Consider the following 16,172-nt stretch of genomic DNA (forward strand, 5'->3'; position numbering starts at 1 on the left):
ATCCCATGCTGACCCTGCGCAATCTCAGTAAAGGCTTCCACAATGGCGGCGAGACGAGCCCCCTGTTCGAGGGGCTGGATCTCAGTCTCGGCGCGGGGGAAAGCTGCCTGCTGCTGGGGCAGAGCGGTTGCGGCAAGTCGACCCTGCTCAACCTGATCGCGGGCCTGATCCCGCCCGATGGCGGCGAGATCTGGCTGGGGGAGACCCGGCTCGATCGGCAGTCACCGGACGAGCGGGCCCGGCTGCGCGGTCGCCACTTCGGCATCGTCTATCAGGATTTCAACCTGCTGCCGACCCTCAACGTGCAAGAGAACCTCAGCCTGCCGCTCGAGATCAACGGCCTGCCCCGCGAGCCGGCCGTGCTGGATAGGCTGCTCGAACGGCTGGGGCTGACGGATAAACGCCACGCCTGGCCGGAGCAGCTCTCCGGCGGTCAGCGCCAGCGGGTGGCCCTGGCCCGCGCCCTGATTCACCAACCCCAGTGGCTACTGGCCGATGAGCCCACCGGCAGCCTGGACGAGCACAACGCCGAGCAGGTGATGGCGCTGATGATGGAGGCGGTCAGGGAGACAGGCGCCGGCCTCCTGCTGGTGAGCCACAACCCCGCCTATGCCGCGCTGGCGGACAGGGTGCTGCGCCTCGAAGGGGGTCAGTTGGTGCAGCTCAAGGGGCCACGCCATGATTGAATCCTCTCTTCCTGAGCGCATCACATGCTGCCGCTAAAGGCGCTGCTGCGGCTCTATCGCTGGCACCCCTGGCTGCTGCTGATGAGCCTGACCGGGCTGATGCTGGGGGTCTCGCTGGTGGTCGCCATCGACCTGCTCAACCACAGCGCCAAGACCAACTTCGTCGCCGCCCGCACCCAGCTGGCGGGGGATGCCAACTATCGGCTGGCCCCGAGCGGCGGACTGGATGAGTCGCTCTACGTCAAGCTGGTGCGTGGCCAGCGCGAGCTGGACGCCATGCCACAGGTGCACGCCTGGCTCAAAGACGAGCAGGGTCGCAGCTTCCAGCTGCTGGGGCTGGATCTGTTCAATCCCGGCCCCCTGGCCCCGCTCTTTACCCTGGCGCCCCAAGTGACGGAGACCCCCTTCACCCGAGCCGACAGCATCTGGCTGGCGGCGCCCGAGGCCGAACGCCTCGACTGGCGCCAGGGCCAGTCCCGCAGCTTCCTGCTGGGCGAGCGTCGACTCACCCTCAGCCTGGCGGGCACCTTCACCCCGGGCCCAGTGCCCATGGATCGGTTGCTGCTCACCGACATCGGCCTGGCGCAGCCCCTGCTTGGCAAGGATGGACGGCTGGATCGCATCCTGTTCAAACTGACGGATCCCCAGGCCCGCGCCCTGCAGGCCGCCCTGCAAGCCTATCTCCCCAATAAGCCCCTGTGGCTCGAACCCATCAGCCCGGCGCTCGATGCCAGCCAGCTCGGCGATGCCCTGGCCCTGAACCTCAGCGCCCTCTCCCTGCTCGCCATGGCGGTGGGGCTGTTTCTGGTGTTCAACGCCCAGCGCTTCGTGCAGAGCGTGCGCCGTCCCCAGCTCGCCCAGCTGATCATCCTGGGGTTGCCACCGCGCCGTGTGCTGCGCTGGCTGGGGCTGGAGCTGATGCTGCTGGCCTCCCTCGGTACCCTGCTCGGCCTGCTGCTCGGCAGCCTGCTGGCCCTGGCCCTGATGGGGCAGCTGACCCAGGCGCTGGCGGATCTCTACGGCCCCAACCCCATCGATCTGCTGCGCCTCTCCCCCATCAGCCTGTTCAAGGCTATCGCCATCGGCCTGCTCGGCACGCTGGCCGCCAACCTGCCCGGCTGGTGGCAGCTGCTGCGCCAATCCCCCCTGGCCCTTCGCGAAGGCAACAGCCGCCCCACCAGCCACCCGGGGCGCAGACGCCTGCTGGCGCTGGCCATACTGCTGCTGTGCGCGCTCTGCCTCGCCCTGCCCCAGACCGGCCTGCCGGGCGCCCTGCTTATCGCCGGCGGCTGGCTGCTGGCCATGGCGCTCTGGCTGCCGGACGCCCTGCGCTGGCTGCTTGGCAAGTTGCGCCGCCATGGCCGCAGCGGCCTGACCGCCAGGCTGGCGGTGGCCGAGACCCAATATCATCTGGATCGCACCGCCATCGCCGTGATGGCGCTGCAGCTCGCCATCGCCGCGGCCATCGGCATCGGGGTCATGGTGTCGAGCTTTCGCAGCAGCGTGGAGATCTGGCTGAACCAGCGCCTCGCCGCCGATCTCTATGTCAGCACCCCCAAGGGCGCGGCGGGCAGCAGGGGCAGCCTGAGCCAAGAGACCCTGGACGCCATCCTCGCCAACCGGTTGGTGGAGCTGGCCTCGCGCCGTGCGGTCCGGCCCGCCCGCTGGCAGGGGGAGCCGATAGAGTGGGCCCAGATGGACTTTATCCCGCCGCTCCAGGCGGCCTATCCCCTGCTGACCGGACGCTGGCCGGAAAAACACAATGAGGTGCTGGCGAGCGAGCCGCTGACGGTGCGGCTCGGGGTCAGGGTGGGCCAGACGCTCGAGATAACGGATGAGGCAGGCCCACGACAAGTTCTGGTCACCGGCGTCTATCAGGATTACGGCAGCGACAAGGGGCAGCTCCTGCATGCCTTCGAGCAGGGACCGGTGCAGTCCCTCGCGCTCTTTAGCAAGACGCCCGAGCGGCTGGCCGATGAGCTGCGCGCCCAGTTCGGCGAGCGGCTCAATCTGCTGCCCGCCCCCGCCATCCACGCCGCGGCGCTCAAGGTGTTCGATCAGACCTTCGTGGTCACCGAGCTGCTCAAGCTGCTGATCTTAGGGATAGCCTTCGTCGGGATCGGCTCCGCCTTTATGGTGTTGGGGCTGGCGCGGCGAAGCGAGCTGCAGACCCTGCAGAGCTTAGGAATGAGCCCTCGCCGCTGCCGCCTGCTGCTGGTGTGGCAAGGGGCGGGTCTGGGGCTACTCACGGCGCTGCTGGCCCTGCCGGTGGGCTATGGCCTGGCCTGGGTGCTGATCGCCGTGGTCAATCCCCGCGCCTTCGGCTGGACCCTCACCTTCGAGCCCGCCCCCGCTCACGCCATCACGGCCCTGCTGCTGGCACCGGTGTGTGGGGCCTTGGCCTCCTGGTATGCGGCAAGGAGAGTGATATGAAGTGTTTACTGCGGGCCAACCTGCTGGCCGTCCTGCTTGCCGTGCTAGGCGCCAGTGTTCAAGCCCAGGATCTCGGCAACCTGCTGGGGGATGGCGGCGATCACTTCAAAAAAGCCTTGCCCAACCAACCCATACAGCTACCTGCCGATCACGGCGCCCACCCGGACTACAGATCCGAGTGGTGGTATCTCACCGGCAACCTCAAAGACGAGCAGGGGCGCGAGTATGGCCTGCAGTGGACACTTTTTCGTCAGGGCATGAAGCGGCAGATTGCCTCGGACAACCCCTGGCTCGCCCCCCAGCTCTGGCTCGCCCAGTTCGCCATCACGGATCTCGCCACCGGCAAACACTTGCAGGACGAGCGCACCAGCCGCCAGGGGCCTGGGCTGGCGGGCGCCAGTGGCGGCGACTATTGGCTGAAGGAGTGGGCACTGACGTCCGAGGGGGCGGCGCAATCTCCGGCACTCTTCCCGGCGCGCTTAAGCGTCGATAGCGCCATCGCTCAGCTGGATCTTCAAGTGAGCAATCGCAAACCCGCGGTGCTGCAGGGCAAGGCGGGTTACAGCGAGAAGAGCCCGGGCAACGCCTCCTTCTACTATTCCTACCCGCGCCTGACGCTGGAGGGCACCCTCAGCATCGATGGCGAGGCCCGCAAAGTGAGCGGTCAGGGCTGGTTCGATCACGAGTGGAGCAGCTCTGTGCTGGCGGACTGGCAGGCGGGCTGGGACTGGTTCTCGCTGCAACTTGCCGATGGCCGCGAGCTGATGCTGTTTCGCCTGCGCACCAAACCGGGCCGCGCCAATCCCGAAAACCAGCCCGAGAACCGCTACGGCATCCTGATCGAACGCGATGGCAACAGCCGGGTGCTGTCGCCTGACTCCATCGTCCTCACCCCCGGTAAAACCTGGCGCGGCCCCAAGGGCCAGCCCTACCCCATCGAGTGGCAGCTTAAGGCCGCCGATTTGAATCTCGTTATTAAGGCGCGCCAGCCCAATCAGGCCATGACAGGCCGCTTTGACTACTGGGAGGGGGCTGTCACCGTGGAAGGGGATGCCAAAGGGCTCGGCTATTTGGAAATGACGGGGTATTGAACCATGCGATTTATTGTTGGCCCTTCCCTCTCTTCTCAACCCATTATTTCTAATTTTCCATTCTCTGGAAGAGGTTTTACTCAACAAGCGGATGCATTGTTGATACCTTATGACATCCCCTATTCTGGACTGTTTTTTGGAGATGAAATTGTATAAGGAATTGACCAACAAACAAAAAAGAATGATCGCCAGAGATATCAACACAATATTGTCACTCAAAGGAATGACATTCCCTAAAAATATTGAAGACATAAAGAAGCTGGGTTTTTTCTCACCAAGAATAAAAGTTAAGAATAGAGAAGTGTATTTATCAGATGAAGGGATATCCGCAGTACGAAGAATATGTAACATAACCAATGGTAGCTGTAAGTATAAAAACCAGCTGAATTACAACGACATATTTCAATCTGTATTGTTAGAACTCGGTAAATGGTTGAGTGATGAATTACTTCCAGATACAGATACGTTTATTTTATCTTTGGACACTGCGTTATCAAAAAATATAGAGGAATTTCACTTCACTTGCCGAATTGATGGTATATCCTTTGATGGATTAGCTGGCATTAATATTGGAGGTAAGGTGATAGCACCTTATTGCAGCACTTATTTAAATGGGGCTAGCGATGTCAGCGACAAAATAAAAGGTGTTATCAATAATGAGTATGGTGAATGTCTTATAATCACTGGGGAGGAATATGGCAGCAAGTCAGTGGCGTTGGAAAAATTTTACTTTAATGCAGAGTTGTCGCTTTCCATCCTCAGATTATATTCATGTGCACTTTCTCAACAGTCTATACACAGTGTAAATATTAGATTAATAAACGATTGCACACATTCGTACGGACCTGCGAGTTGCATAGGTCAAGAAGGCTCAAGTAAGAGCTTGATCTTTACAAGATATTTCAGATCAACCCAAGATCTAAAATTAGACAAAGGGTTGTTGGACTATTTGGGTAAAGAATTGCTTTTCGAACAACTTTCTTTATTGGTTGCTAAAGAATCTAGAAATGAACTGGAAAATGCAATTATAAAATCATTATATTGGATCGGTGAATCTCAAAAAGATAAATCAAGACCCTCATCTTTTGTAAAACTATGGTCTGCCTTAGAGTGTTTTTTCACTCTAGGAGAAGATAACATTACAGAGCGAAATGCACGTGGAATTGCAGCAATAATCATGTATGGTGACTTTCACCATAAAAAGTTCGAGAGTTATGCACAGCTTAAAAAAACAATAAAAAAATACTACAAGTTTCGATCGAAAATCGTTCATAACGCCGATTTCTCTCATATAGAAAATATACAACTTGAAGAGATGGCCTTTATCTCTTCTTGGGTCGTAATAGCAATGGTTGCCTTGCTAGAGCGTGGATATACGAGGCTCTTCGACATTGGAGTGGAAGCTCAGAGATTAGATGCGATACAGAAATAATCACAAAAATACCATATCTGAATACTATACATTAAAATGACAAAAAATTAGGGTTCTCGTTGATAACTAATTGCATTGATAATTATATTTAAATAGCACTCAAAACAACCTTTTATTTTCTGATAACAGAGACCAAATGTTATATATGAGACATACTGTGCTCAACCCAATCCCCCATTAAATGCCGTGACCGTCTGGCTGGACAAAAACGCCAACGACTGCCGATTAAAGTGCTCCGGCTGCTCCACGTTGCAGACATGGCCGCAGTTTTCGATGATCGCGAGCTGGCTGTAGGCATCCCGCGCCACCTGCTCGCGCACCGGGGCGATAAACATATGATCCTCCTCCCCCATCAGATAGAGGGTCGGGATCGGCAAGGCACGTTCGCGGAAGTAGCGCATCAGGGGGTTGACCTCGGTGGCGAGGCGGAACCAGCGTTTGAACTCCTGCTGGCACAGCTTGCGGGCCTCGCGCACGAACAGATTGCGGGACTCCTGATGGTGCTGGCGCGGCATGATGATGAAGGCGAACAACCGGTAGAGCCACATGTAGGGCAGGATGTGTTGGCCGACCCGGCCGAGCTGCACCAGCGTCTGGGAGCGGATGTCGAGTCGCAGTATGGCGCCGCCGAGCACCATGCTCTTGACCCGCTCGGGGCAAAGCTCCGCCAGAGAGCGAATGAGGATGGTGCCCAAGGAGATGCCGACGAAATGGGCACAGGGAATGCGCAGATGATCCAGCAGCCGCACTATGTCTTCGGTCACCGCCCTGAAGCTGTAGTGACCCTTGACCACCTGTTGCAGCTGGTTGGACTGGCCGTGGCCGCGCAGGTCCAGCAGCAGCACGTTGAAGTGCTCGCGATAGGCGCGCAGTTGCTTGAACCAGATGGAGGAGCTGCCACCGGCGCCGTGCACGAACACCACCCAATCCCGCTCGGGGCCAAGCTCAAAGGTCTTGTGGTACAACATCTTATGGGCTCCCGGGGGGTTGGGGGATATACTCGGCGAGCATATTAACAGAAGGGGCGCCCCGCTGAATATGCTGCCACTTATCATCGGACCAGCATGGAGTCCTGTATGAGCCTTGTCCAGTTACGTGAATTTCTGCTCAGCCTGCCCGGCGCCACCGAAGATACGCCGTTCGGCCCTGAGTTCCTGGTCTATCGCATCGCCGGCAAGATGTTCGCGCTGGTGAACTGGCAGGCCGATCCGCTGACCATCAACCTAAAATGCGAACCGGAGCTCGCCCTGCTGCTGCGAGAGATCCACCCCGAGGTCAAACCCGGCTGGCACATGAACAAGCAGCACTGGAACACGGTCACGCTAGGCGAGAGCCTCGACGCCGCGCTCTGGCAGGGCTGGATTGAACACTCCTACCAGCGCGTGGTGGCGGGCTTGCCCAAAGCCAAGCGGCCCCAGGCGCCGACCGCCCATTCCACACCATGAGCCCTTCCATGTCTGACTCTCCTGCCCCGCACTCCCTCGACCGCTATCGCGTCGTTCCCCTGGATGAGCGCCATATCCCGGCCCTGCTCACCCTGTTCGAGCAGTCGGTGCGCCAGTGCGGCCCCGAGCACTACAGCCCGGAACAGGTCGAACAGTGGGCCCAGGGCGCCCGCCATCCCGGCCTCGTCACTCAGTTGCGGGAACACCACGGCTGGGTAATTGAAGAGGTCGCTGAGCATGGTAAAGCGCAGAGAACGGAATGGGACGCGGAGCACGCCAGGCCCCTTGGCTTTGTCACCCTGAGCGATAACGGCCACCTGAGCCTGCTCTATGTGAGCCCGAACCATCAGCGCCAGGGGCTCGGCAGCCGCCTGCTCGAGACCGCGCTGCAGGCCACCCGGCGGCTCGGCCTGCGCACCCTCACCACGGAGGCGAGCGCCTTTAGCCTGGCGCTATTTCTGCGCCACGGCTTCGAGCTGGCCGGATTGGAAACCGTGGAGCGCGGCGGGGTCAGTTTTATCCGCCATCGCCTCCACTGCCGCTTGCCAAGCTAGGGCCAGCCACTAAAATACCCCCAAATTTCCCATAGCAATCAATGAAGGCAGCCATCATGGTGGTAGAGAGCGAAGGTTATATCGCGCTGGTAGAGTATCTGGTCGAGAGTCTGGGACTGTTCGAGAGCCAGCAGCAGGGCACGGGCAATCAGACCATCGAGGATCTGGTGAGCGGTCGGGTGGCCGACAACCTGATGGCCATCTGCGAGCAGAACCCCCAACTCGATCCCAAGGTGCGCTTCATGATCATGCAGGAAGCCGACGCCGTGGTCGCCGATCTGGAAGAGGTGCTCTCCGCCGTCTGGCTGCGGGCACCGACCCCGCAGCAGCAGGACTTCCTCAATGAATTCATCGATCTCATCAAGAACCTGTTCGACAGCACCATAGGCTAGGCCGCGCGCAAGCCCCCTGCCCCAAGTTCGCCCCGCCTTGCACCACCCCAAATGAAAAGGGCCGCCTCATCGGGCAGCCCTGCTTGCTATCATTTCCAATTCATCGCGCTTGTCTAAGTTGAATGAATATCGAGGCAAGAAATGTGTCTGGTCTTGGCTGCCATCCATGGTAGCTACCCTGTTAGTCAGTTGAAGTTCTGTTAAGTTCCTCGCCATGACAGATTTTTTTCAGTTTTTTTTCATTTACATGAAATACATGAAAAAGGGGCCAAATTGGCCCCTTTTTCTGCATGAACGACGCACTCAGCGGTTCAGGCTGGGTGGCAGACAGACCCCGATCCCGCCCAGGCCGCAGTAACCTTCCGGGTTCTTCTCCAGATACTGCTGGTGGTAATCTTCGGCGTAGTAGAAGGGCGCCAGCGGCAGGATGCGGGTGCTGATGGTGCGGACGTCACCGCTCGCCATCATCGCCTGCTGGTAGGCTGCCTGGCTCTGCTGGGCGATGGCCTCCTGGCTGTCGTCGTCATAGAAGATCACCGAGCGGTACTGGGTGCCGATGTCACCGCCCTGGCGCATGCCCTGGGCCGGATCGTGCTGCTCCCAGAACAGTTTGAGCAGATCCCCGTAGCTGATGACCTTGGGGTCAAACACCACCTGCACCGTCTCCGCATGACCGGTCAGACCGCTGCACACCTCCTTGTAGGTGGGATTGGGGGTCAGCCCGCCCTGATAGCCGGCGGCGGTAGAATAGACGCCGGGCTGTTGCCAGAACAGGCGCTCCACGCCCCAGAAGCAACCCATGCCAAACCAGGCAAGCTCCATGCCCTCGGGCCAGGGGCCCTGGGTCGGGTGACCATTCACCGCATGCTGCTGGCCTATCACCAGCGCCTCCCGACGACCCGGCAGCGCCTCTGCCGGTGAAATAATCTGCTCCATCTGCCCTGTCCTTGTATAAAAACGCGCGTATCGCCGCGACTGACGAAAAGGAGTATCGAAGATAACAGGTTATCTGGCCGGATCAACCGGGAGCGCGGCCGCGCTGGGGTGAGCCGCTCCCCGCCGGACTTGGCCCCTCCGCCAGGGCACCACTGCGCCCCGGCCGGATAAAAAGGAGGCAAAAAATCCGCGAAATCAATATTTAGTCTTGATTTGTGCATTTATTTTCATATATTGAGCGAATTGCTGTTTTTTTATGGAAGAAATCTCACGTGCGTGAACGCGAACCCAGCCTGGTCTATGCCTTTCGGCAGTCTACCCCCTATGTCAACGTGCACCGGGGTGCCACCTTCGTGCTGATGATGGGCGGGGAAGCCATCTGCCACCCCAATTTTGCCAACATCGTCAGCGACATCGCTCTGCTGCAGACCCTCGGCATTCGCCTGGTCTTGGTGTTCGGCTCGCGCCCGCAAAATGACGAGGCGCTGGCCCGCGCCGGCATCGAGGCGCAATACCACAGGCGCATCCGGGTCACCGACGACGAGAGCTTCGACATCATCAAACAGGTGTGTGGCGGCCTGCAGTACGACATCACGGCCCAGCTCTCCATGGGGCTGGCCAACACCCCCATGCAGGGGGCGCGCATCAGCGTGGTGAGCGGCAACTTCGTCACCGCCCAGCCGCTCGGGGTGGAAGATGGCATCGACTACTGCCACAGCGGCCGGGTGCGCCGCATCGACGTGGAGGGGATAGGCCGCCAGCTGGATCAACAGGGGCTGGTGCTCATCTCCCCCATCGGCTGCTCGGTCACCGGCGAGAGCTTCAACCTCAGCTCGGAAGAGGTGGCGCGGCGGGTGGCGGTGGATCTCAAAGCGGACAAGCTCATCTGTTTCAGCAGCACCCAGGGGGTCATGGACAGCCACGGCGAGGCCATCTCCGAGCTCTTCCCCGAGCAGGCGGAAGAGCTGCTGGTGGAGCTGGAGCAGGCCGGTGAGGAGATGTCCGGTACCGCCCGTTACCTGCGCGCCGCCATCGCATCGTGCCGCGGGGGCGTACCCCGCTCCCACTTGGTGAGCTACCAGGACGACGGCGCCATGCTGCAGGAGCTGTTCAGCCGCGACGGCCTCGGCACCCAGATAGTGCGTGAGAGCGCCGAGCGGGCGCGGGCCGCCACCATCGAAGACATCGGTGGCATCCTGGACCTCATCCGCCCGCTGGAGGAGGAAGGCATACTGGTGCGCCGCTCCCGCGAGCAGCTGGAGATGGAAATCGACAAGTTCACCATCATAGAGCGCGACGGCCTCATCATCGGCTGCGCCGCCCTCTACTGCTTCATGGAGGAGGCCATGGCCGAGATGGCCTGCGTCGCCATCCACCCCGAGTACCGCAACTCCAACCGCGGGGATCAGCTGGTCGCCAAGGTGGCCGAGCGGGCCAAACGGCTCGGGATCCGCCGCCTGTTCGTGCTCACCACCCGTTCCATTCACTGGTTCCGGGAGCGGGGCTTCGAGCCGCTGGAGGTGGAGGACCTGCCGGTCGAGCGGCAACGGCTCTACAACTGGCAGCGCCGCTCCAAGGTACTGTCCAGGACTATCCTGTAACACTTTGTACAAGCCTCGCTTGTAACTGATTGATCTTGTACCGGGTTCTGACCCATTGTTGATTTTTTTATAAACTCGATTGACAGTGCAATCCAGTGCGGGGTATTTCTACATGCACGCCACCTTCCAAGGTGGCACCAGAAGAGGAGCGCTGCCCAGGCAGCCCAAGGGAGGACGCCAGAGTCCGATGAACTTGGGTCAGGGGGAGCAGCGCCGAGACGAGGCAGGTCACTGGACACCGCCACGTCGGCTGCGGGGGCTGAATCCCCCGGGTTGTCATCGGTCGTGTGCATCCCACAGGCATCCAGTTGGATTCTTGTGGGATGGGCACCGCGGGTGGAGTGCTTCTGGCCGGGATCCTCGCGCTTTCCTGCCATTTCAGCCTCCTCCTCTCTTTTGCCTGATGAAACTGGATTTTCACCTTAAGACTGGAGTATGCAATGAGCCCGATCAACGTCGCCAAATTTGGCGGAACCAGTGTCGCCGATGCCGCGGCCATGAACCATTGCGCCGACGTGGTGCTGGCCAATCCGGTGACCCGGGTGGTGGTGCTGAGCGCCAGCGCCGGCGTCACCAACCTGCTGGTGAGCCTGGCCCAGGGTGAACTCGACGAGGCGGGCCAGGACGCCCAGCTCGCCAAGCTCGCCGGGATCCAGCACGCCATCCTGAGTGCCCTCGGCAACCCAGAGGAGGTCAGCGCCCTCATCCACGCCCAGCTCGGCGAGATCCGCACCATGGCCCGCCAGGCCAGCCAGCACACGGATGCGGAGCTGGCGGACAGGCTCATCGCCTGTGGCGAGCTGATGTCCACCCGTCTGTTCACCGAACTCCTGCACCAGCGCGGGATCAAGGCCCAGTGGCAGGATGTGCGCCAGCTGATGCGCACCGACAGCCGCTTTGGCAAGGCGAGCGTTGACTTGGCCGCCACCCGCGCGCTCTGCCAGAGCAAGATAGGCCCGCTGTTCGGCGACAGCCTCATCATCACCCAGGGCTTCATCGGCGCCGATGCCGATGGCCGCACCACCACCCTGGGCCGGGGCGGCTCCGACTACAGCGCGGCCCTGCTGGCCGAGGCGTTGGATGCGGCCAGTATCGAGATCTGGACCGATGTGCCCGGCATCTACACCACGGATCCGCGTCTGGTCACCCGGGCCCGCCCCATCCCAGAAATCAGCTTCGTGGAGGCGGCCGAGATGGCCACCTTCGGCGCCAAGGTGCTGCACCCGGCCACCCTGCAACCCGCCCTGCGCCAGGACATTCCGGTATTCGTCGGCTCCGCCAAGGATCCGGCCGCCGGCGGCACCTGGATCCGCGCCAGCACCAGCACCAACCCGCTGTTCCGGGCCGTGGCCCTGCGCCGCCAGCAGGTGCTGGTCACCCTGCACAGCCTCAACATGTTCCACGCCTACGGCTTCCTGGCCGAGGTGTTCGGCATTCTGGCCCGCCACCGCATCTCGGTGGATCTCATCACCACCTCCGAGGTGAGCGTGTCGCTGACCCTGGATCACACCGGCAGTCAGAGCAACGGCGAGCCCATCCTCAGCGACAAGGTGCTGGCGGAGCTCGGCCAGCTGTGCAAGGTGGAAGTGGAGACCGGCTTCGCGCTGGTGGCGCTCATCGGCAACCGCATGAGCGAGGCCGTCGGGGTCGGCAGCCAGGTGTTCGATGCCATTCGCGAGCACAACATCCGCATGATTTGCTACGGCGCCAGCGCCCACAACCTCTGCTTCCTGGTGAAAGAGGGCGAGGCCGGCCACATCGTCAACCGCCTCCATCAGGAGTTGCTCGACTAGTCGACTAGCCATCGCCGGCGAGCCGTCATGAGAAAGAGGGGCCTTGGCCCCTCTTTTTTTGACTCCGCACCTTTTGACGCCGCAAGCCCCGCTAGACGGTGGCGTGGCCCGCCCCCGAGGCGACCCGGGTGGATGCTGGCAGCTGGTAGGCCCGGATCTGCTCGCGCAGGCCGGCGAGTTTTTGCAAGAGGCCGGTCTGGCCGAGCCCGGCCTCGTCGGGTCCCAGATTGTCGACCAGGGCGGGGAAGTGTTCCCCCACCGCCATCTCCAGCCAGTCGAGGCGGCGCAGGGTGAGCGGGCCGCAGCTCTTGCCGCTGAGATCGTCCAGGATGTCGAGCCGATGGCTGCGATACATGTCCCGCCACCAGCTGGCGGCCAGCGCCTCGTCACTCGCCAGCGCCGCACTCCACTCCCCCACCAACCCTTGCAGCCGCGCCAGCACGGCGGCGCTGGCCCCCTCCCGGTTCAGGTATTGCAGCTCGGACTTGGCCCAGGCCAGGCAGAGCTCGCGCCAGTGGCGAAACTGTGGCATGGGATCGGCGGCGTCCAGCCAGAGACCGGACAGGGTGCGGGTCTCCAGCCGCTCAGGCACGTGAAACTCCGGGTCGGACAGGCCGTTGGAGTTGAATTCGTGGCGGGGATCGAAGGGCCACATGTAGCCAAAGTCGAACACCGAGATCTGCTGGCCGTCGTCGAGCAGGTTGCCCGGGCTCGGATCCCAGTCAAACCAGCCCCAGTGGGCGAGCTCGGCCTCGATGGCCAGCATCTGCGCCAGGTTGCGTTCATCGAGCTTGTGCACCGGATCCCCTCTGAGCCAGGGGGAGACCAGCACCCCGGCCCGGGCCGAGCCGAAGCTGGTGCAGACCACGTTGGAGAGGATGGTGGGATGCAGTTCACGCAGGCTCTCGATCTCACGGCGCCGTTCGAGCTCGGTGAGAAAGGCGGTCTGGCCATCGACGTTCGCCACCAGAGACTCCTGCCTGCGCCGTTTCAGGCACCAGTGATGATCCTCCACCTTGAGATGGAACACCTCGGCGGTGAGCCCGTGACCATAGACCTTGAGCACATCCGGGTGCCCCTCGGCCAGCCTGAGCAATTGCGCAAGCGGCAGGGGGCAATCGCGCTCGCGCCCGATCCGGATCTCCTCTTTGTTCTCCAGCATCTGGAGCAACCTTGCCTGACGTGCCGCAACCTTGGGATTCATACATGTACCTCCGTCCATATTGAGAGACTAAGCAGCAAGGTGGCGGCAGACCAGCGGCAAAGCGCCATGATGCCGCTTTCATCACAGAATGAATGTGTCCGCAGGATCGGGATCACAATTTGCACGCTGAGGTCGTCACACAATATTCATCTCGCTGTCATTGAATTGACATCGAGGAACAAGCCCAGCACCATCGGGTCAAAATAAATACAGTCGCTCGCCGCGATCCCACCCGCTCCAAGGATGAGCTCCTTATGAATGCCCCTCTCTCAGCTCGCAGCACTCCCCCCTCCTCGCCCCTGGCCAGGTTGCTGTTTGGCCTGCTGGCCGCCCTGCTGCTGCTGACCCTGGCCCTGCCGGTGCTCAACCCCGGCAACTGGCTCGGGCGGGCAGAGCCGCTGATCCTGGGGCCCGCCGATCAGCCGCTCGCCACCCTCAACCGTCACAGTCTGCTCTACAAGAGTGACAGTCGTGGTCTCTATCTGGTGGTGCGCAGCCAGTGGCAGTTGCTCAAGCCATTGCAGGCGGGGGACAAGGTGCGAGTCGAGCTGCTCAACGACAAGGGCGTTCGCATCGATCAGCTGAGCCAGGCGGTGGAGAAGCGGCAAAAGTGCCGCAAGGAGCGCTGCACCCTGGATCTCAACAGCACGCTCAGGGCGCCGGATGATGCCCTGGACAGTCGCTACCAGCTGCGCATCGGCCTGCTGCTCAAGGATAGGCCGGAGAGCGCCGAGTACAGCCAGATCCTGCAGACCCTGCCCGAACGCGGCTTCAACCTGACCTATCTGATGGTCAGCCTGCTGCTGGTGCTGCTGGTGAGCGCCGCAGCGCTGCGGGTACTGATGCCCAGGCTGCGCCAGAGCTACGGCACCCGGGTGCTTGGCAGCCTGCTGCTCGGCAACCTCACCTTCGTGCTGCTGCACGGTTTCGTGGTGTTCAAACTGGGGGAGTTTCTGCTCTGGTCCGATTTTCGCACCGAGCACTACTACCTGGCCTGGGGCAGCATGGTGCTGGGCTGGAGCCTGTGCGCCCTGGCGGGGTTCAACCTCTACATGGGGCTGGTGTTCACGGCGCTGTCCGGCATAGGCCTGCTCGCCAACTTCATGAAGATCGCCATCTACGGGGTGCCGCTTGGGGGGGACGATCTCGGCAACCTGCTGGCGCTGGTGCACATACTGCTCGATCAGCACCCGGTGCTGCCGGTGCTGGGGGCCCTGCTGTTGCTGTTTGTGTGCTGGCGCTTCGCCCTGTCGCGCTGGGTACTGCGCACCGCCGCCGCCACCGCCGCCTTCTTCGCCCTGTGCGTGTTCGCCACCCAGACCGGCAACAAGCTGCTGGGGGCCAACGTGCGCTACGTGGACAGGGCGGTGAACTACCACCGCGACATCATCCGCTCCGGCCCCGGCCTCTACCTGTTCAGCCTGGTGGACGAGATGCTGCAAAGCGGCAACATCTTTCGCTACCCCTTGCAGATCAACGAGCGCGCCCCCGAGCTCGGTCACCGGGATCCCGTCCAAACGGCCCAGCGCCAGCCTCCCCGCTTCGATCTGGTGATCGTGCTGCAATACGAGTCACTCTGGCTCGACTGGCAAGGCAAGATCTGCGCCCCCGCCCCCACCCTGAGCCTGCCCGTCGGGGTGCAACAGTGGCAAAAGACCATCCACTCCCCCACCACCGGCGGCATGACGGTGCTGGCGGAGTTCGAGATGAACACCGGCCTGCCGGTGGGCCTGCTCAAGCAGGGGGTGGTGCCCTACTACTACCTCTCTGACAAGGTGCCGGGGCTCGCCAACAGCGCCAGGCAGAGCGGCTACAAGACCCTGTTCGCCCACCCCTATGTGGAGAAGTTCTGGGGCCGCGCCAAGGCCATACCGGCGCTGGGGTATGAGGATCGCTGGTTCGATACCCGCTTCACCAGCCTCGAACACAAGGGGCTCTACATCTCGGACGATGCGCTGATCTCGCACCTGCTCAAGCGCAGCGAGCAAGACAGCCAGCCGCTCTTTGCCTATGCGGTCACCATGCAGGGCCACGGCCCCTTCGACGGGGATCGCTACCAGGCCCAGCAGATGGACAAGGCCTGCCCGGATCAGAGCGCGGCCGACCGCCAGTTGCTCAACACCTACTACACCGGGGTGGTGGATGCCATGGCCTCCCTGGAGCGGCTGCTCAGGACGCTCGATGCCTCCGATAAACGCTATCTGGTGGTGGCCTTCGGCGATCATCAGCCGTTCTTGATGTCGGCGGGCAAGGACATTCACGGCGCCAAGCCGCCGCGGGATGCCGCCTATCAGATCCCCATGATGGCCTTCACCCGCAATGATGGCGGGATCGCACTCGATCGCCAGTTCGCCCCGGTGCGCCAGCTCTACCAGATGGGCCAGGCCACCCGAGCGCTGCTGACCGGCGATCTCACCCCCATCCCGGAGGTGGCCCTGCTCCACCCGGTGCTGGGGGAGGAGAAAGGCTTCGATCCCTCGCCCCTGGTGCCTCAGATCCGCGCCAGTTTCCGAGCCGATGCATTGCCCTGATCGATTGAGACACGAGGGCCATAGATCCTTGCAATACCCTCCGAGTCGATACATTGCCCTGATCACCCCTGACG

Annotated in this window: 13 protein-coding genes and 1 riboswitch; of the genes, 10 read left to right on the forward strand and 3 right to left on the reverse strand. The window is 61.7% G+C overall.

Translation table 11 applies throughout. The annotated features are described in order from the left end of the window. Nucleotides 1-5: 5 nt before the first annotated feature. From BN1124_RS12850 to BN1124_RS21340, 4 genes are all read left to right on the forward strand, one after another. Nucleotides 6-686 (forward strand): ABC transporter ATP-binding protein, encoded by a 681-nt coding sequence (locus BN1124_RS12850; RefSeq protein ID WP_042642499.1) that lies wholly within the window; start codon nt 6-8, stop codon nt 684-686. 24 nt (nt 687-710) lie between these two features. Continuing rightward, the gene (locus BN1124_RS12855; protein ID WP_042642501.1) at nt 711-3,119 is read left to right on the forward strand and encodes an ABC transporter permease; all 2,409 of its coding nucleotides are present in this window, start codon (nt 711-713) and stop codon (nt 3,117-3,119) included. Further along, the gene (locus BN1124_RS12860) at nt 3,116-4,210 is read left to right on the forward strand and encodes a lipocalin-like domain-containing protein (protein ID WP_042642503.1); all 1,095 of its coding nucleotides are present in this window, start codon (nt 3,116-3,118) and stop codon (nt 4,208-4,210) included. The genes BN1124_RS12855 and BN1124_RS12860 overlap by 4 nt, the downstream gene beginning before the upstream one ends. Before the next feature lie 142 nt (nt 4,211-4,352). Continuing rightward, complete coding sequence (locus BN1124_RS21340; RefSeq protein WP_231553644.1) at nt 4,353-5,642, forward strand: HEPN domain-containing protein; 1,290 nt, start codon at nt 4,353-4,355, stop codon at nt 5,640-5,642. A gap of 161 nt (nt 5,643-5,803) precedes the next feature. On the opposite strand, the gene BN1124_RS12870 is transcribed toward BN1124_RS21340, so the two are convergent. Continuing rightward, a complete protein-coding gene (locus BN1124_RS12870) occupies nt 5,804-6,610 on the reverse strand; it encodes an alpha/beta fold hydrolase (protein WP_042642507.1) in 807 nt (268 codons plus the stop codon). A gap of 108 nt (nt 6,611-6,718) precedes the next feature. Between BN1124_RS12870 and BN1124_RS12875 the strand changes: the two genes are divergently transcribed. From BN1124_RS12875 to BN1124_RS12885, 3 genes are read left to right on the forward strand one after another with little or no spacing between them, the layout of a single operon-like run. Beyond that, nucleotides 6,719-7,087, forward strand: coding sequence for an MmcQ/YjbR family DNA-binding protein (locus BN1124_RS12875; RefSeq protein ID WP_042642508.1), 369 nt, complete (start codon nt 6,719-6,721; stop codon nt 7,085-7,087). Next, a complete protein-coding gene (locus tag BN1124_RS12880) occupies nt 7,084-7,641 on the forward strand; it encodes a GNAT family N-acetyltransferase (RefSeq protein WP_042642510.1) in 558 nt (185 codons plus the stop codon). The genes BN1124_RS12875 and BN1124_RS12880 overlap by 4 nt, the downstream gene beginning before the upstream one ends. Before the next feature lie 56 nt (nt 7,642-7,697). After that, nucleotides 7,698-8,033, forward strand: a complete 336-nt coding sequence (locus BN1124_RS12885; protein WP_042642512.1) for a DUF3802 family protein — start codon at nt 7,698-7,700, stop codon at nt 8,031-8,033. A 303-nt stretch (nt 8,034-8,336) separates the two neighbouring features. Here BN1124_RS12885 and msrA read toward each other — a convergent pair whose 3' ends face one another. Further along, the gene (msrA, locus tag BN1124_RS12890) at nt 8,337-8,969 is read right to left on the reverse strand and encodes a peptide-methionine (S)-S-oxide reductase MsrA (protein WP_042642515.1); all 633 of its coding nucleotides are present in this window, start codon (nt 8,967-8,969) and stop codon (nt 8,337-8,339) included. Nucleotides 8,970-9,241: 272 nt separating this feature from the next. Here msrA and argA point away from each other — a divergent pair, with 272 nt between their 5' ends. Together argA and lysC are read left to right on the forward strand one after the other, a co-directional pair. Next, the gene (gene argA / locus BN1124_RS12895) at nt 9,242-10,570 is read left to right on the forward strand and encodes an amino-acid N-acetyltransferase (RefSeq protein WP_042642517.1); all 1,329 of its coding nucleotides are present in this window, start codon (nt 9,242-9,244) and stop codon (nt 10,568-10,570) included. A gap of 133 nt (nt 10,571-10,703) precedes the next feature. Continuing rightward, nucleotides 10,704-10,925, forward strand: a riboswitch (Lysine riboswitch). Between the two features lie 85 nt (nt 10,926-11,010). Beyond that, the gene (lysC, locus tag BN1124_RS12900) at nt 11,011-12,363 is read left to right on the forward strand and encodes a lysine-sensitive aspartokinase 3 (RefSeq protein ID WP_042642519.1); all 1,353 of its coding nucleotides are present in this window, start codon (nt 11,011-11,013) and stop codon (nt 12,361-12,363) included. A 91-nt stretch (nt 12,364-12,454) separates the two neighbouring features. Here lysC and BN1124_RS12905 read toward each other — a convergent pair whose 3' ends face one another. After that, the gene (locus BN1124_RS12905; RefSeq protein ID WP_042642521.1) at nt 12,455-13,567 is read right to left on the reverse strand and encodes a protein kinase family protein; all 1,113 of its coding nucleotides are present in this window, start codon (nt 13,565-13,567) and stop codon (nt 12,455-12,457) included. A gap of 254 nt (nt 13,568-13,821) precedes the next feature. Here BN1124_RS12905 and BN1124_RS12910 point away from each other — a divergent pair, with 254 nt between their 5' ends. Beyond that, nucleotides 13,822-16,098 carry an LTA synthase family protein gene (locus tag BN1124_RS12910; protein ID WP_042642522.1) on the forward strand — a complete coding sequence of 759 codons (2,277 nt, stop codon included), beginning with the start codon at nt 13,822-13,824 and terminating at the stop codon, nt 16,096-16,098. Nucleotides 16,099-16,172: the final 74 nt, after the last annotated feature.

It is taken from the genome of Aeromonas eucrenophila, from assembly GCF_000819865.1.
GTDB lineage: Bacteria > Pseudomonadota > Gammaproteobacteria > Enterobacterales > Aeromonadaceae > Aeromonas > Aeromonas eucrenophila.

Coding starts and splice junctions, on each gene's coding strand:
- BN1124_RS12880 (WP_042642510.1), top strand. CDS start 7,084: ATGAGCCCTTCCATGTCTGACTCTCCTGCCCCGCACTCCCTCGACCGC.
- BN1124_RS21340 (WP_231553644.1), top strand. CDS start 4,353: ATGAAATTGTATAAGGAATTGACCAACAAACAAAAAAGAATGATCGCC.
- BN1124_RS12910 (WP_042642522.1), top strand. CDS start 13,822: ATGAATGCCCCTCTCTCAGCTCGCAGCACTCCCCCCTCCTCGCCCCTG.
- BN1124_RS12850 (WP_042642499.1), top strand. CDS start 6: ATGCTGACCCTGCGCAATCTCAGTAAAGGCTTCCACAATGGCGGCGAG.
- BN1124_RS12855 (WP_042642501.1), top strand. CDS start 711: ATGCTGCCGCTAAAGGCGCTGCTGCGGCTCTATCGCTGGCACCCCTGG.
- BN1124_RS12885 (WP_042642512.1), top strand. CDS start 7,698: ATGGTGGTAGAGAGCGAAGGTTATATCGCGCTGGTAGAGTATCTGGTC.
- BN1124_RS12905 (WP_042642521.1), bottom strand. CDS start 13,567: ATGAATCCCAAGGTTGCGGCACGTCAGGCAAGGTTGCTCCAGATGCTG.
- lysC (WP_042642519.1), top strand. CDS start 11,011: ATGAGCCCGATCAACGTCGCCAAATTTGGCGGAACCAGTGTCGCCGAT.
- BN1124_RS12860 (WP_042642503.1), top strand. CDS start 3,116: ATGAAGTGTTTACTGCGGGCCAACCTGCTGGCCGTCCTGCTTGCCGTG.
- msrA (WP_042642515.1), bottom strand. CDS start 8,969: ATGGAGCAGATTATTTCACCGGCAGAGGCGCTGCCGGGTCGTCGGGAG.
- BN1124_RS12870 (WP_042642507.1), bottom strand. CDS start 6,610: ATGTTGTACCACAAGACCTTTGAGCTTGGCCCCGAGCGGGATTGGGTG.
- BN1124_RS12875 (WP_042642508.1), top strand. CDS start 6,719: ATGAGCCTTGTCCAGTTACGTGAATTTCTGCTCAGCCTGCCCGGCGCC.